Here is a 16992-nt window from a genome sequence, read left to right as displayed (position 1 = left end):
TGTCTTGCTGGAAACACGATGCAAAAGACCGGTCGCGACCTGCCTCCCTTTCCCAACTTGCGGAAATTCCTGGATTTTCTGGGTCGTGAAGACGATCTGAAGACCCTGAGCACCCCCGTGGATGTTCATCTTGAAGCGACCGCGTTGCATCAGAAGGTGATCGGGCGTGCCGGTCCCGCGGTCCTCGTTTCCAATCCAGTCCGGGCAGACCGGGGCGGTTTTGCCGCACCCCTTCTGATCAATCTCTTCGGCACCTCGAAGCGCGTTGCGAACGGACTGGGTCTTCACCCCGAAAACCTGCCCGACCTCGGACAGTTTCTGGCCAGCTTGCGCAGTCCGCAGCCGCCCGCTTCCTGGCGGGAGGCTGGACACTTGATCCCGATAGCAAAGGCAGGGCTCAATTCAAGGCCGAAGATGACTGGCGTTCCCAAGGAACTCCAGCGGGTTGAGCCGGATCTTTCGCAGTTTCCGGTCCAGACCTGCTGGCCGGGCGATGCGGGACCACTGATCACCTGGGGAATGGTCGTCACCCGTAGCCCCAGCAGGGACGACCCCAGGAGCTACAATCTCGGCATCTATCGGATCCAGGTGCTGGACAAGGACAGGGCAATCCTGCGCTGGCTGCCGTTTCGCGGCGGTGCCCAGCATTACCGCCAGTGGCAGCAGTCAGGCGAGGTAATGCCTGTTGCCGTGGTAATCGGCTGTGATCCGGCAACCTTGCTGGCGTCTGTTATCCCGGCTCCGGCAAACGTGAGTGAACTGGCGCTGGCCGGCATCTTCAACGGCACGCCATCAAAGCTCGCTCCCTGCGACACGATCGATCTTCATGTCCCGGCGAGTTCCGAGATTGTCCTGGAAGGAGAGGTCCAGCCGGGAGAGACGGCGCTGGAAGGACCTTTCGGCGATCACACAGGTTACTACAACGAAGCCGCCGATTATCCTGTGTTCCGGCTGAAGGCCATGAAGATGCGCCGGGACTGCGTCTATCTGTCGACCTTCACAGGCAGGGCACCCGACGAGCCCTCTGTTATCGGCGAGGCCATGACGGGTCTCTTCCGCCCGCTGCTGCAACAGGCAATTCCGGAAATTATCGATGTCCATCTACCTCCTGCGACCTGCTCCTACAGAGTGGCGATCCTTCAGATCGCCAAGACCTATCCCGGTCAGGCACGGAGGGCGATGATGGGCTTCTGGTCGCTATTGCCGCAGTTCTCGATGACCAAATACGTGATCGTTGTCGATCAGGACATCGACATCCGGAACTGGGACGATGTCATGTGGGCTGTCGCGACACGGTCCGACCCGGAGCGCGACCTGCTCGTCCTGACCGGAACACCGGTCGATCAACTGGACTTTGCCAGCCCGCGCGAGGGACTGGGTGGCAAGCTCGGCATTGATGCGACGATCAAGACTGGCGCAGAGACGGCACGGACGTTTGCGGAGAAACTGACCATGCCGGCGGAGATGGAAACGCGAGCTGACAGCCTCTTCGCGCAGCTGTGCCGGACACCTGCGGCCGAGGTGCACCCATGAGCCGGCGCAAACGACTTGTAATCGGCATTTCAGGGGCGTCGGGTGCGGCAATTGCACTTGAAATTCTGCGGTTGTGCAAGGCACTCAGGCTCGACACCTTCACCACGGTGAGCGCTGCGGCGGAACGGACGATACAGCTTGAGTTGGGCGATGCGGCCCGCCGGGAAATCCACGATCTCGCGACGCAGGAATATGCCGCTTCGGATGTCGCCGCACCCATATCCAGCGGATCCTTTCAGATGGATGCCATGATCGTCGCGCCCTGTTCCATGCGCAGCCTCGCTGCCATCGCCTACGGCACGGGGGAGGGACTGCTGGCGCGTGCTGCAGATGTCACGCTAAAGGAACGCAGGCCGCTTGTCCTGCTGGCTCGTGAAGCCCCGCTCCACGAAGGGCACCTGGAGGCAATGCTCAAGGTCACCCGCATGGGTGCGATCGTCGCACCGCCGGTGCCTCCGTTTTATCTGGGCCTTTCAACGATAGAGGAAATGACCCGGCAGATTGCTGCCCGCGCGCTCGCAACGGCGGGGATCGATCCGGGAGACAGCCTGCGGCGCTGGACTGGTGAACCTGCCTGAAATTACGTCTCCGGCAGCCCTTTGCCGGTCGATCTGTGATCTTTCGCCGCGGCCGAGCCCCCTGTCAGACTTGACTATGGTCAATTGGGTCGGGTTCCCCCGGTGCTACGCCCTTATTCGGAACAAGAAGGGCTTCGCCAATGTCTGAACCAATCCTTCAAACCGAGAGTGGACAAATAACGCCGCCGCCGACAGCCGATGGCGCGGATGTTCTGACGCTTGCGCATGCCGTGCCGGGCAAGGCGTATCATGTTGTCTGCCTGGGCGAGACACGCCACTCGCGCATGGAACTTCTTGCGGCCGGGCTTGCACCCGACACGGTCATCAATCTTCTTCGCGGCAACGGTTTGCGGCCGCGCATCGTGGCATGTGGCGATATTCGCGCCGCGATCGGCGTGGATCTGGCCTTGTCGGTCCATCTCTATCCTTGTGACTGCGGCTGCGGTTGCGATAGCAATCGCCAGAAGGAACAGGGACAAGAACACGTTTTCCGGGGGAGGGACGTCTGATGGGCTGTTCCAGTTGTGCCGCACCCGGTTGCGTTCGGCGGGATCTTCTGCCCTGTGCGCCGGCCCAGTACCGGGTGTTCCTGCTCGGCCCTGCCAATTCGGGCAAGTCCACGCTGTTCAACATGCTCACCGGCGCCCGGCAAACGATCGGCAACTGGCCCGGCGTGACCGTCGATCGAAAGAGCGGAACGGCTGTCATCAAGGGTCTGACCGTAGAATTCGTTGACCTGCCGGGAATCTCGAGCCTGTCCGCTCCCCAGGCGGAACGGATAGATGAAAGGGTTGCCAGAGACGCGCTCGTCAACGTGGCGCACGATGCCCTGATTGTTGCGGTGGATCTGTCTGCGCCGCATCGCGGATTGTCCATGTTGCTGCAGGCCCGTGGAAACAGCGTGCCGGTTGTGGCGGTTCTGACGAAGGCCGACTGCTGGACGTCGGCTGCCGTCGACGCAGCCGCGCGGGTTCTGAGCGAACAATTGAATGTTCCAGTGGTTGCCGTTTCCGGCAGAACCCTTTCAGGGCTCGATCAGCTCCATGACCAGCTTGCACGTTGCCTGCAAGACCGGCAGCACGTTTCCTCTCCTCAGCAGACATCCTTGCCCGGCAAGGTCTGCGACGCCTTGGAGGCGTTGCAACGGGTACTGGACGGCAGGCCCGAATATGAAAATGCCAACACCGTTGCCGCATCGCGCCGGTTGATGGAACGGGACTGGCTGACGGAAAAACGCGCGAGACAAGACCTTCTTGAAATCCGTGACCGTTTGATTGAGGAGACCGGACCTGTGGAAGGCGTGCCGCTCGACCAGTATCTGGCGGACGCGCCCCTTGCACAGGCAACCCTTCTGGCGCGCCGCATAGATATGCCGCCCCCTGCAGGTCGCAGATTTCTGTCCGACAGGTTCGACCGGATCGCCCTTTCGCCATGGTTCGGCCCGGTGCTGTTTCTTGGCGTGATGTATCTCCTGTTCTTCCTGACGATCAATGTGTCCGGCGTCTTCATCGATCTTTTCGACGGCCTCGGTCAGGCTGCCTTTGTCGATACGCCAGCGTTCGTTTTCCATCAGCTGGGGCTGTCCGGCACGGTTCTCGACATTGCCGTCAGTGCGATCGGTACCGGCATTCAGACGGTCGGGACCTTCGTGCCGGTGGTCGGGTTCCTGTTCCTGTGCCAGATCTTTCTGGAGGAAAGCGGATACATGACCCGCGCCGCCGTGGTCGCGGACCGTGTGATGCGTCGTCTGGGACTGTCGGGCCGTGCCTTCCTGCCGCTCGTGCTCGGCTTCGGATGCACAATTCCGGCCGTGCTGGCAACGCGGACACTCGACACGCGCGCCGAGCGCATATTGACCTCGATGATGGCACCCTTCATGTCTTGCGGTGCGCGCCTTCCGGTCTATGCACTGTTTGCCGCTGCGTTCTTCCCGGTTGGGGGCCAGAATGTTGTTTTCGCGCTGTATCTGATCGGCATCGCGGCAGCGCTATTCACCGGCTGGATGCTGGCTCCCAGGCTGACCTTGCAGCGACCCCGGCCTCTGGCAATCGAACTGCCGATTTACCAGATGCCGCCGTTTTCCAGGGTCCTGCGGCTTTGCTGGGCCCGGATTCGGCAATTTGTAGCCGAGGCCGGGAAGACCATCGTGATCGTGGTTGCGCTGCTGTCGTTTCTGAATTCCGTCGGCCCCGATGGCAGCTTCGGCAATGAGGACAATGGCACCTCCATACTGGCGCTCACAGCCCGGCAGGTTACACCCGTTCTTGAACCCATGGGCGTCAGTGCCGACAACTGGCCGGCAGCGGTTGGTCTTTTCACCGGCATGTTCGCAAAGGAAACCGTCGTGGGGACCCTGCAGGCTCTCTACGCCTCAGGCGAAACGGCAGGTGAAGTGGTTCCCAATCCGATGGAAACCGCACAAGCCACGGTGCTTGCCCTGGGCGAATCCCTGCTCGGCCTGGCGGATGCCCTGCTTGATCCGCTTGGACTGGATGTCGGTGACATTTCCAGTTTCGAAGCTGCGGCAGGCGAACAGAACGTCCAGCCAGCCGTCTTTGCCGAAATGTCCAGGTATTTCGGCAGCCAGAGCGCTGCATTTGCCTACATGCTGGCCGTATTGCTCTACATCCCCTGCGTTGCGACCCTTTCTGCGATTGCTCGGGAGATCGGTGCCGGTTGGGCCGTCTTTGCTGCGGCATGGACAACGTTCGTCGCCTATTCCGGCGCCACGATCGCCTATCAGCTCAGCCAGATCGGCAGCCACCCTGACCGCTCCCTTTTCTGGCTGGCGCTGATGACGGGACTGATCGGACTGACCTTCTTCATAAGTCGGACCCTTGGAAGAAGTGGTCCGTCCAAGGCGGATTTTCGACCTTCCGCATCCGGGTGAATTTTACCCTCATAACTAGAAAGTGCCAATTTGTGCTGTCGGGCGTTGGAGGGGTGGCGAAGGGCGATCGACGCTGTGAGCATCTGCAAGGCCTTCGCTTCCCTGCATCGATAAGAGCAGCCAAAAGGCATGTCTGAATGCTCATTTAGATCAGTGTCTTAGATTCATGGGTTACCACCCGCCGTTCTGTCGAGTTGGACCGAGCCAGGTCAAAGTGACGGCATCGAAATTCGTACTCCAAACAAGTGCAGATACCGAAACCTTAGGTAGTGGGAACGCAGTTCCGGTCCTGGCCGGGATTGCGGCTGCAATGCTGTAGCGTCGCTGGCCGACAGCGTTTCGACACGGAAAATGTCAATTTTTGATATTATTCGACTCTTGCTTGACAAATGACAAAATACGGATGAAGCATAGAGCCCATCAAGACCGGACCTGCACGTTCAGGGCGGCTCAGGGAGGAGCTAATCAGCGTCACTCTTGTCTCGGAAACTTCGGTTGGCCGAGCGCGGACCTTTGTTCAAAGGCGTCTCGCGCATGGCTTCCGGGGCTGAGCCCTTCTGTGACGTTTTTTCAAGCGGAAAGAGAATGCAGAGATTTATCAACGACCCAGACAACCTTGTGGACGAGACCGTCGCCGGCTTCGTGAGGGCGCATAGCGACCTTGTTCGGCTGGATCCGGAAAACGACCGTGTTGTCGTGTCCACCACAGCGCCGCGGCCAGGTCGTGTGGGTATCGTCACTGGTGGTGGATCGGGTCACGAGCCGGCCTTTATCGGCTACACCGGCCGGAACCTTGTCGACGCCACCGCTGTTGGCGAGCTGTTCTCTTCACCGACCGCCAAGAGCTTTGCCGATGCGATCCGCGCCGCCGATGGCGGCAAGGGCGTTGCCGTCCTTTATGGCAATTATGCCGGCGACAACATGAACGTGAAAATGGCCAAGGAAATGGTGGCTCCCGACGGCATAGAGGTCGTTACGGTGGTTGCCAACGACGACGTCTGCTCTGCGCCGCTTGCCGAGCGGGAAAAGCGCCGGGGTGTCGCCGGAGAAATCTTCATGTGGAAGATCGGCGGAGCGAAGGCTGCGCTCGGCGGGTCATTGACGGAAGTGCAGGCGGCCGCGCAAAAGGCAATCGATGCCTGCCGGTCCGTTGGTGTGGGTCTCGGGCCCTGCACCTTGCCCGCTGTGGGTCATCCCAACTTTTCGATCGAAGCCGGTACGATGGAAGTGGGCATAGGTCACCACGGCGAACCCGGTGTTCGTGTTGAAAAGCTCGCTTCTGCCGATGCCGTGGCCGACGACATGCTGAAGATCGTTCTCGATGATCACGGACTTGAGGACGGTGCGGAAGTCGCCGTGCTTGTTTCGGGTCTCGGTGCCACGCCGGTGAACGAGCTTTATGTCCTCTACAACCGCATCGAGACACGTCTCCAGGCGCAGGGCATTCGTGTGCACAAGGCGTTTGTCGGCAACTACTTCACCTCCCTGGAAATGATCGGTGCGACCTTGACGGTCATGGCGCTCGACAGTGAGCTGAAAGATCTGCTGGACATGGCCGCCGAGGCACCGGGCATGTCGACCGGCAAGGTCGAAGCACCGGAAGTTACCGAAGGCGCTCAGACCAACAGGTCGCGAGGAAGCCGAAAAGAAGCGCGGTCCACCGTCGCGAAGGATGTCACCATCGAGGGACCTTCTGTGCCTGTTGCAGGATCTCAGGAGATCGTGGCGGAAGTTGCCGAGGTGATCGTCGCGAACAAGGCCTATCTTTCCGAAATCGACGGTCTGATCGGGGACGGTGATCACGGGATCAACATGGCCAAGGGGTTTGGTCGTGCCGCGGAGCGTATTTCCGGCAAGTCCATTTCACTTGATGAGGCAATGAGCGTTCTGTCCGATGTCCTGATGAGCGAGATCGGCGGATCCATGGGGCCATTGTACGGCTTCATGTTCCAGGAAATGGCAACGACCGTTCAGGGGCGCCCCGCCATCGATGCCGACGGGTTCTCGGCCGTTCTCAATGCCGCGCTTGAAGGCGTCCGCCGGACCGGTTCGGCAAAGGTCGGCGACAAGACACTGATCGACACGCTTGTTCCGGCGGTCGAAGCCTTTGACGGTGCGAAATCGCAAGGGTTCGTTGCTGCCCTTGCCGCCATGCGCAAGGCCGCAGAACAGGGACGTGACAGCACGATCGATCTGGTCGCGAAGATCGGACGTGCCAGCCGTCTGGGCGAACGATCGCGCGGTGTGCTGGACGCAGGCGCGACATCCTGCTGCCTTATCCTGGTGGCACTGGCCGACTCACTTGAAAAGAGGCTGGGCTAAACGGAGCAGCAGACGAACCATGACAAACCTCAACGCAACGCAAATGACCGAATTGCTCCGCATCGTCTCGATGCGGATCGACGAAGCAAGTGCTGAACTTGGTGCCCTGGATGGCGCCATCGGTGACGCCGACCATGGGAACACCATGGCACGCGGATTTGCCGCGGTCGTTACCGCATGCGTTGAGGCTGCAAACCAGGACGTGAAGGCCGGTGCCCTGTTGCCGATTGCAGGACGCTCGTTCCTGAATGCCGTCGGTGCAACGACCGGCCCGCTCTATGCCAGTGCCTTCCTTCGGGCTGGTCAGGCCTTTGATGCGCAGCAGGATATTCCGGTGGATCGTCTCCCGGAGATGGTCGTCTGCTTCTGCGACGGGATTGCACAACGGGGCAAGGCGACCCCTGGCGACAAGACCATGCTGGACGCCTGGGGGCCGGCTGCGCGTGCCGTAACAGAAGCACAGCAGAATGGCGCTGGTCCGGTTGCTTGCCTCGATGCCGCGCTGGAGGCCGCGAGCGAAGGGCGAGAAGCCACGCGCGCCATGGTCGCCTCCGTCGGCAGGGCCGCAAGACTGGGTGAAAGATCGCTCGGGCATGTCGACCCGGGAGCCGCCTCCGCAGTCATCATCATTGCCGCATTGCGCGAGGGTCTCGCGAACCTCCTGCAAGGGGAGGCAAGCTGATGGTGAAGCGTTCCGGCGGGAAACCCGACAAGGCCGTCCTGAGTGAAATGCCGATGCGGTTCGGCGACGATCCACTGCTGTGGGCTGCCTGGCTCTATTACGAAGACGGCATGACCCAGGCGGACATCGCCAACCTCATGGGGCTTTCCCGGGCGTCGGTAAATACCTATCTGGCCGATGCGCGCACGCGTGGGCTGGTCAATATCGAGATCGAACCGGATCGTTTCCGTTCGGTCATGATCGCAAAGGCTATGAAGGACCGCTTCAACCTGCAGGATTGCCTGGTCATCCCCAGCGAAGGCGGTGATCGTTCGCTGTTCGAACGGCTCGGCGCTGCAGGTGCGCAGGTGCTCAAGAGGCTGGTGCGCGCCGGCGACACGATTGCAGTGGCCTGGGGCCGGTCTGTTCTGTCCCTTGCCGAGGAATTGCACCATCCGGGCCTTGCCGACATTCGCGTCGTTCAGGCGTCCGGCAGCACGACGGCCCGTATACCCTGGACCCCGGAGGCCTGCGCCGCGCGCCTCGCCGAAGCGCTTGGGGCTCGTTGGGTGCCGCTGTCGGCACCTGCCATCGTATCCTCGCCGGAAATGCGCGAGCGGCTGCTGGCCGAAACAGTCTTGTCCGAGCAGATGGTCGTTCTTTCGGAAGCCAATCGCATCGTGATGGGCATTTCGTCGATGCGCCCGGAAAGCACAATTCACACAAGCGGCTTTCTCGACGGGGTCGACCAGCAAGCGCATTATCAGGACGCGGTCGGCAGCGTCAGCGGGCGCTTCATCTCGGCACGTGGCGAACCGGTCATCGGTCCGGTCAACGATCGGACGATCGGCCTTGATCTTGCAGCGTTGCGGGCAATCCCGCAGCGCATTGCCGTTGCCGGCGGCATTGAAAAGGTTTCGGCGATCCTTGCTGCGCTGCGTGGCGGATACGTCAACGTGCTGATCACCGATGCGGCCAGTGCAAGAGGTGTGCTCACGGCGGATGGCTGGCAGGAGCCGAAGCGCCGTTCGCAAGTCCCGGCCCCTGTTGTCGACGGGGCTGCACCGCGCGTCCATCATGGCGGCGACAAGAAACTGATCAACGAAGCACGGGACATTGTCGACGAGAGTATCGACGGTCTTCTGCTGGCGCATGAACCCTTGCTTGCCAAGGTGCCGGGGACCCATCGTGCCGTGATGGCGCGGAACGGGCCTAGGTCCGGCAAGGTCGGCATCGTCATAGGGGGCGGTTCGGGCCATGACCCGGGGTTCTGGGGTTATGTCGGCCAGGGCTGCGCTGATGCTGCCGTCATGGGCAACATCTTTGCCGCGCCGCCGCCTGATCCGATTTTGGCTGCGAGCCGTGCAGTTCATGGCGATGCCGGGCTTCTTTATATCTACGGAAACTTCTCCGGTGACGTCATGAACTTCGACATGGCTGCCGAAATGGCAGCGGCGGAGGGAATTCGTGTTCGTCAGGTTGTGACGACAGACGACATCGCCTCGTCACCACCGGATGCCCGCGGGTCGCGCCGGGGTGTTGCCGGCAACGTCTTCGTTTTCAAGATCGCGGGGGCTGCGGCAGATCTCAATGCCTCGCTCGAGGCCTGCGAAATCGTTGCGCGGCGGGCGGCCGACTGTACCTACACGATGGGTCTCGCCCTGGAACCGGTAAGGCTGCCCGATACCCGTCAGCCGAGTTACGAGGTCGGTCCGGACGAGATGGAGATCGGGGTCGGCATCCACGGTGAACCCGGTGTGATGCGGCAGAAGATCGTCAAGGCGGATGATGCCGCGGATCTGCTTCTGGACCGCATTCTGAGCGAGATGGCACCGGTGCGCGGCGATCGCGTGGCGCTCCTCATCAACTCGCTCGGCGGCACCCAGACGATGGAACTCTACATTCTGGCACGCCGTGTTCGCCAGCGTCTGAAGGCGCATGGCATCGGCGTTCACCGCACCTTCGTCGGACCGTATTTCACCTCGCTGGACATGAAGGGAGTGTCGCTCTCGCTGATGAAGCTGGACGACGAGCTTATCACCCTTCTCGACCATCCCTGCCACACTCCTGCACTGACGGAACTCGGTGAGCAGAAGGGTGGAAAGTGACGAAAAGACAATGGGTTAAAGGTGAATTGTCAAACCTTGAATCAGAGTGATTGACATTTGTCAGATACCCTTGTCTAAATACAATTAACGATCCGGAGTGCAAACGCTCCGGCCCCTGGGAGGAAAGATTGTTGCCTAGAGCTGACCGACAGACGGTGTTTTTGGCGCTGATCAATGTGATCGTGCTGGTCACCGGTGCCCTGCTTGCAGGTGCCAATTTTATCGACAGCTATAACCTGCAGATCATGGCTGCCCAGGTGCCGGAGCTCGGCCTCCTGGCGCTTGGCGTGACCCTGGCCATGATCTCCGGGAACGGCGGTATCGATCTTTCCGGTATCGCCCTGGCCAATCTCTCCGGCATCGTTTCGTTTCTGGTCGTTCGTGCGCTTGTCGTGCCGGGTGATGATCCGCTGCTGTTCTCCTGGACGTTCGCCGGCGTTGCAATTGCGGTCGGTCTCGTCGGTGGTCTTCTGAATGGAATAGTCATCGCCTTTGCCGGTCTGACGCCGCTGATCGCGACACTCGGCACCCAGCTGCTGTTCACCGGTGTCGCCGTCTGGCTGACCAACGGATCGGCGCTCAGCCTCGGATATATTCCGCCGCTCGACAGCTTCGGAAACCTGCCCGTTCTCGGCGTTCCCCTGTGCTTCACGCTGTTTGTCGTGGTGGCCGCGCTGATTGCCTATGTCCTGCGCTATACGCCCTTCGGCGTGAAGCTGATGCTGCTCGGGTCGAATGCCAAGGCCGCTCACTATGGCGGTATCCCGGCCCGCCGCATGATCGTGATCACCTATACGATCTGCGGAATTCTGGCCTCTATCGCGGGTGTCGTCATCGCTTCACGCAATCTGTCCGTCAAATGGGATTACGGCAGCTCGTATGTCCTCATCGCGATCCTGATTGCGGTTTTGGGTGGCGTGAAGCCGGAAGGCGGATACGGCAAGGTGCTGTGCGTTCTTCTTGCGGCAACGGCGCTGCAGATCCTGTCGAGCCTGTTCAACTTTCTCGGAATCTCGAACTTCTTCCGCGACCTTGCCTGGGGTGTCCTTCTGCTCGCCCTGCTGGCCTCGGCTCGCGTGAACTTCAGCATCTGGTTGCCATCAAGGCAATGAACGGATGCGCCGCGGGCCTGAGGGCATCCCGGGCGGCGCAAGAATGAACAGCCCTTTTAAAAAACCGTGGAGGAAAGACTATGAAATCAGTCAAGAAACTGGCTGGAAGCGCGCTCGTCCTGAGCACTATACTTGCCGGCCCGGCTTTGGCTGCAGACGAGCAGACCATCACGACGGTCGTGAAGGTTACCGGCGAAAACTGGTTCATCCGCATGAACGAAGGCGTCGATGCCTTCAATGCGGACAAGGAGGCTATCGACGCCACCCAGATCGGCCCGGCACAGGCCGATGCGGCTCAGCAGGCACGCATCATCGAGGATCTGGTTGCCAAGGGCGTATCCGCGATCGCGGTAGTGCCGATGGATCCGTCCGCACTGGAAGGCGTGCTGCGCCGTGCACAGGGCCGTGGCATCAAGGTCATCGCACATGAAGGTGACAGCATCGTCAACGCGGATGCCGACATCGAAGCTTTCGACAACGCGGCATTTGGCACCAAGATCAACGAAGGTCTGGCCGAATGCATGGGCGGTGAAGGCAAGTGGACGACCTTCGTCGGCTCGCTCGGCAGCCTGACGCACAACCAGTGGGTTGATGCCGGTGCGGCCAACGCGGAAGCCAAGTATCCGGGCATGGAACTGGTTGCTGCGAAAAACGAATCCTTCAACGACGCCAACAAGGCGTATGAGAAGGCCAAGGAAATCCTGCGCGCCTATCCGGACATCAAGGGTTTCCAGGGTTCCTCCGCAATCGACGTCATCGGCATCGGCCGTGCGATCGAGGAAGCTGGCCGGTCTGATCAGACCTGCGTCTTCGGCCTGGGTCTGCCCAAGGACACCGGACCTTACTTGGAGACCGGCGCTGTCGACCGGATCTACTTCTGGGATCCGAAGGATGCCGGCTACGTGATGAACGTCGTTTCGGAAAAGATCCTCAACGGCGAAGAAATCACCGATGGCGCCGACCTCGGCGTGCAGGGCTACAACTCGGTCAAGGTGAGCCAGGGTCCGGGCAAGGGCATCATCATTCAGGGTCAGGCCTGGGTTGATGTCGGCAAGGAAAACTACGGCGAATACCCGTTCTGATCCACTGACACACGACCGCAAAACAGGGGGCGCGGGAACACCGCGTCCCCGAACCTATCGAATTCACAGGACGTCACCATGCAGCCCCAGCCCGCTCAGTCTCAAAAGACAGGCACGGCGCCTTTTCTAGAGATCCGCAATGTGCGCAAGTCGTTTGGCGGCGTGCAGGCGCTGAAGGATGTCAGCGTCACGCTTCATGCCGGACAGATCTACCATCTCATGGGTGAAAACGGCTGCGGCAAGTCCACGTTGATCAAGATCATCTCTGGCGCCCAACCGGCGACATCGGGACAGATCTTCATCGATGGCGTGCAGACCGAAGGCGAGGTCGCAGGCGATCTCGGTGCCATCGGTGCCCTGCGTGCGGGCATCGAAACCGTCTATCAGGACCTTTCCCTGCTCCCCAATCTGTCGGTTGCCGAAAATGTCGCCCTCACAGGTCAGCTCGTGGAAGCAGACGGAAGTCTCGCCCGGAGGCTTAAGCTGGGCGCGCTTTACGAAACGGCGGCCAAGGCTCTTGAGCAGGTTCATCTGCCGACGGACCGTGCCTTCCTGACGCGCAGAATTGACACGCTTCCTCTTGCAACCCGGCAGCTGGTCGCGATTGCCCGCGCCATTGCCGCAGAGGCACGGCTCGTCATCATGGATGAGCCGACCACTTCGCTCACCCGCCAGGAAGTGAACTACCTGCTTTCCGTGGTCCGGAAGCTTTTGGACAAGGGCGTGACGGTCCTGTTCGTGACGCACAAGCTCGACGAGGTGAAGTCGCTTGGTGGACACGCCATCATCATGCGTGACGGTCAGAAGGTTGCCGAGCGCGACGTGACCACCACCAACAAGGCCGAAATCGGTCATCTGATGACCGGTCGCGAGATTTCCGAGGCCCGGTATCGGACCGAGCCGAAAATCGGCGACACGCTGCTTCAGGTCGAAGGACTGAGCCAGGGACGTGCCTTCAAGAACCTCTCGTTCACGGTGCGCAAGGGTGAAATTCTGGGTGTGACCGGCCTTCTGGATTCCGGCCGCAACGAGCTGGCCCTCGCGCTTTCCGGTGTCGTCCCGGCAGAACGCGGCACGATCCGTCTGGACGGCCGGTCGGTTGCCCTGCGCTCGCCGGCCGAGGCCATCAGGGAAGGTGTCGGCTATGTTCCCGAAGACCGCCTGACCGAAGGCCTCTTCCTGGAAAAATCCATTCAGGACAACGTCACGCTGCCGGTGCTGAACAGGCTGCGCAACTTCTTTGGAATGATCAGCCAGCGCAAGGCGCGCAAGCTCTCCGAAGACCAGATCACTGATCTTCAGGTGGTCGCGCCCGATGTCACGGTGCCGGTGCAATCGCTATCGGGCGGTAACCAGCAAAGGGTTCTGATCGGACGCTGGCTCACCATCGAACCACGCCTTCTGGTGCTGCACGGCCCGACTGTCGGCGTCGATGTCGGCTCGAAGGACACGATCTTCCGCATCATTCAGCGTCTGGCGGACGACGGCATGGCTGTCGTGATCATTTCCGATGACCTTCCCGAGCTGCTGCAGAACTGCGACCGCATTCTCGTCATGCGACAGGGCGGGATCGTCGCCGATTATGCGGCCGAAGAGGTCGATGAAGACGGGATCTACCAGACAATGGCTGCAGGCCCGGCGACGGAAGCGCCGGCGAACATGGACGAGGAAGCCGCACAGTGACCGACATGACCCTTACCCACAGCGGACCCGGCGTGTTCAAGCGCATCTGGGATCTGATGGGCCGCAGACCGGAGCTGTTCACTCTTGCACTCGTCATCCTGACGGTGATCGGCGTTGCGATTGCCAATCCGGACTTTCTGGCGGTCAACAATCTCTTCGACATTCTGCGGGCCTCGGTGGTCCGCGGCATCTTTGCAATGGGCGTGCTTGCCGTTCTTGCCGCCGGCGGGATCGATGTATCGTTTACCGCGATCGCAGCCTTCGTCATGTACGCGCTGACCATGCTGGTCACGAATGTGTTTCCGGGCATGCCGATCTGGGTGATCCTGCCGCTGGCCGCCGCCGGAGGAGCTGCTTTCGGCGTGGTCAACGGACTTCTGGTCCATGCGCTGCGCACGCCTTCGCTGATCGTCACCATCGGCACCCAGTACTTCATTCGCAGTTTCCTGCTGACGTTCATCGGAACGGCCCTGTTCATGAATATTCCGGCCGCGATGGATGGCTTCGGGAAAGCCTCGCTGATCACGTGGCATGGCACCAATGGTGTGATCTCGACCCTGCCGGCAACAGTGCTGGTGCTTGTGGCCGCGGCTTTTGCGACCTGGTTCATCCTCGAAAGAACGCTCATGGGACGGGCGATCTTCGCGGCTGGCGGCAATCCGGGCATTGCCGAGCGCCTCGGTTTCAATCTGTTCTATGTCCGGTTGTTTGTCTTCGGCTGGGCCGGCCTACTGGCTGGTGTCGCTGGTATCGTGCATGTCGCGTCGAACCGGCTTGCCAACCCGTTCGACCTTGCAGGCATGGAACTGGAAATCATCGCGGCAGTGGTGCTCGGCGGCGCCAAGATCACCGGCGGTTCGGGAACCGTGGTCGGCACACTGCTCGGCGTTGTCCTGATCACGCTGGTCAGCAACGTTCTTGTCTTCATCGGTATCCCCAGCACGCTTCAGCTCGCCATCATCGGCGCCTTCATCCTGCTGGCGGGCACGATCTTCGCATTGCGCAACCGCGCCTGAAACATAATTTCCCGGGAGGAAAAATGAGCCACGATGCTGCTGTCATAGGCCTTTACATTCTTGACGTTCTTGGTCGACCAGTCGATGCGATCCCCGAGGGCGGTAACGTCGAGTTCATCGACGAAATTCGGTTGACCGTTGCCGGTACCGCGGGCGGTACGGTGATCGATCTGGCGAAACTCGGGCTGAACTGCCTGGCCGTCGGAGCCGTCGGCGACGATGAAAAGGCAGACTTCGTGCTGTCGACGCTCAACCGGTTCAAGGTCGACACCAGCCTGATGCAGCGGCTCGAGGGCGTACCGACGTCGGCAACCATCCTGAACGTGCGCCGCAACGGTGACCGTCCGGCCCTGCACCAGCGCGGCGCGTCCGATCATTTCGATGTCCCCGCCGACATGTTTGATGCCGTGCTGGCGCCGTCAATCATTCACCTGGGTGGAACCGGACTGTTGGCCAAACTGGATGGCGAGCCGAGTGCGAGACTTCTGGCGGAAGCCAAGAAACGTGGCCGCACGGTCACCTTCGATCTGCTGGGAGCCAACGAAAACACAATCGACCTGCTCCTGCCGCTGCTTCCGCATGTCGATTATTTCATGCCGTCGATCGAAGAAGCCCGTCTGATTTCCGGTGCAGGCGACATCCAGGAAGCAGGACGTTTTTTCCTGGATCGCGGCGTTAAGCAGTGTGTCTTCACGCTCGGCGGTGACGGCGTCTGCTTCATGGATCACAAGGGCGAGTTTGTCCGCCAGCCTGCGTTCGAAATTTCCGTTGTGGATACGACCGGCTGCGGCGACGCCTTCGATGCCGGGTTCATCACGGCCCTTCATCACAAGATGGATCTGAAGACTGCGCTGAACTTTGCGCAGGCCTCGGCGGCGCTTGTGGCGACGGGGCTCGGGTCTGACGCGGGCATCAAGAGCTTCGAGGACACCGTCAACTTCATGAATTCGGCAAAGGTTCTTGCCTGATCGACAGAACGCGCGGGCCTCAGCCCTTGAGGAGGGCCCGCGCCGTTTCCAGGTCGGTGACAAAATGGGTTGCATAGCCACCCTTCAGCGTTGCGCGGATTGCCTCGAGCTTTGACAATCCGCCTGCCACGCAAAGCCGGCGTGGAATGGCGCGCAGCTCATCGAGTTCGATCCCCATCATGCGCTTGTCGAATTCCCGGGTGATCTGATTGCCTTCCTCATCGAGGAAACGGCAGATCAGAACGGCTTTCGCGCCGTCTTCACCGTAGGCGTCGATTTCCTCGTCCGTCGCGATGTCGGCGAAGCGGATGGTGCTTTCCGGCCCAAGGCCGCCGAGCCCGAAAACGATCGTACGGGCTTGCCGGATCATGTCGAACTGGCGTTCGAGGGCAGGTTCCCGTCGCAGCGCCTGGCACAGGTCTGCGCTCGACAGAACAGCCGGTGCATTCAGGTTCATGCTGATCGCACCAAGCTTACGGGCCATGATTGCGGTGCAGAGTTCGGCGGAAAAGTCACGCTTGCTGGTCGCTGCTCCTGTCACCTGAACCACCGTGACCCCGTCGACGTCGCTCATGGGTTTCAACGCGTCGGCAACCGCAAGAACAGTCTTGCCCCAGGAAACACAGAGGATCTCACCGGGGTCGATCATCCGCTCCAGCTGGCGCGCACCGGCTGCACCAATGGTCAATAGCCGTGTCTGGGCATCTGCGCCGGGTTGATGCTGCACCACCAGCGTTTCGCTGAGGCCAAAGCGTTCGCATATCTCCCGCGAGAGATCGGAACGTGCCATGACGCCCGCATCCATGGCGATGCGAACGACACCCCGCTCTCGTGCTTCCTGAAGATAGTTCACGATGGTTGCGCGCGAGACACCGATGATGCCGGCAATGTCGCTCTGGTTGAGCGATTCTTCGTAATAGAGCCAGGCTGCCCAGACGACGACATCGTCAAACTCCGCAGGTACGCGGCGATTGACCTCTCGAGACGGTTCCATTGTCATGACCGCTCCCCCCTTTGTTGCCGATCTGAATTGCACGAT

General features: G+C 60.8%; 13 protein-coding genes. 12 read left to right on the top strand and 1 reads right to left on the bottom strand.

The features are described 5' to 3' along the window. Window positions 1–18: 18 nt before the first annotated feature. The 12 genes from ACVDG9_RS27220 (at window position 19) to ACVDG9_RS27165 (ending at window position 15953) form a co-directional block, all read left to right on the top strand. Complete coding sequence (locus ACVDG9_RS27220) at window positions 19–1533, top strand: UbiD family decarboxylase (protein ID WP_447239488.1); 1515 nt, start codon at window positions 19–21, stop codon at window positions 1531–1533. After that, a complete protein-coding gene (locus tag ACVDG9_RS27215; protein ID WP_447239487.1) occupies window positions 1530–2111 on the top strand; it encodes a UbiX family flavin prenyltransferase in 582 nt (193 codons plus the stop codon). The genes ACVDG9_RS27220 and ACVDG9_RS27215 overlap by 4 nt, the downstream gene beginning before the upstream one ends. A 140-nt stretch (window positions 2112–2251) precedes the next feature. Further along, a complete protein-coding gene (locus ACVDG9_RS27210) occupies window positions 2252–2620 on the top strand; it encodes a FeoA domain-containing protein (RefSeq protein ID WP_447239485.1) in 369 nt (122 codons plus the stop codon). After that, entirely contained in the window at window positions 2620–5001 is a 2382-nt protein-coding gene (gene feoB / locus ACVDG9_RS27205; protein WP_447239483.1) for a ferrous iron transport protein B, read from the top strand. Before ACVDG9_RS27210 ends, feoB begins: the two co-directional genes overlap by 1 nt. A 585-nt stretch (window positions 5002–5586) precedes the next feature. Then, window positions 5587–7323, top strand: coding sequence for a dihydroxyacetone kinase subunit DhaL (dhaL, locus tag ACVDG9_RS27200; protein WP_447239481.1), 1737 nt, complete (start codon window positions 5587–5589; stop codon window positions 7321–7323). 19 nt (window positions 7324–7342) lie between these two features. Next, complete coding sequence (gene dhaL, locus ACVDG9_RS27195) at window positions 7343–8005, top strand: dihydroxyacetone kinase subunit DhaL (protein WP_023014445.1); 663 nt, start codon at window positions 7343–7345, stop codon at window positions 8003–8005. After that, on the top strand, window positions 8005–10092 hold the full coding sequence (locus ACVDG9_RS27190; RefSeq protein WP_023001445.1) for a bifunctional sugar-binding transcriptional regulator/dihydroxyacetone kinase subunit DhaK: 2088 nt from the start codon (window positions 8005–8007) through the stop codon (window positions 10090–10092). Before dhaL (ACVDG9_RS27195) ends, ACVDG9_RS27190 begins: the two co-directional genes overlap by 1 nt. 131 nt (window positions 10093–10223) lie before the next feature. After that, window positions 10224–11204, top strand: a complete 981-nt coding sequence (locus tag ACVDG9_RS27185) for an ABC transporter permease (protein WP_077294620.1) — start codon at window positions 10224–10226, stop codon at window positions 11202–11204. A gap of 80 nt (window positions 11205–11284) precedes the next feature. Then, entirely contained in the window at window positions 11285–12286 is a 1002-nt protein-coding gene (locus ACVDG9_RS27180; protein WP_023001443.1) for a substrate-binding domain-containing protein, read from the top strand. 78 nt (window positions 12287–12364) lie between these two features. Then, on the top strand, window positions 12365–13969 hold the full coding sequence (locus ACVDG9_RS27175; protein WP_075281778.1) for a sugar ABC transporter ATP-binding protein: 1605 nt from the start codon (window positions 12365–12367) through the stop codon (window positions 13967–13969). A gap of 5 nt (window positions 13970–13974) precedes the next feature. Continuing rightward, window positions 13975–14985, top strand: coding sequence for an ABC transporter permease (locus ACVDG9_RS27170; RefSeq protein WP_436839754.1), 1011 nt, complete (start codon window positions 13975–13977; stop codon window positions 14983–14985). 23 nt (window positions 14986–15008) lie between these two features. Then, window positions 15009–15953, top strand: coding sequence for a carbohydrate kinase family protein (locus tag ACVDG9_RS27165; RefSeq protein WP_447239480.1), 945 nt, complete (start codon window positions 15009–15011; stop codon window positions 15951–15953). Window positions 15954–15972: 19 nt separating this feature from the next. Here the strand turns inward: ACVDG9_RS27165 and ACVDG9_RS27160 are convergent, their stop codons facing one another. Beyond that, on the bottom strand, window positions 15973–16953 hold the full coding sequence (locus tag ACVDG9_RS27160) for a sugar-binding transcriptional regulator (RefSeq protein ID WP_447239479.1): 981 nt from the start codon (window positions 16951–16953) through the stop codon (window positions 15973–15975). Between the last annotated feature and the right edge of the window lie 39 nt (window positions 16954–16992).

The sequence above is a fragment of the Roseibium sp. RP-7 genome, from assembly GCF_053005225.1.
This window is presented reverse-complemented; position numbering and strand designations above follow the sequence as displayed.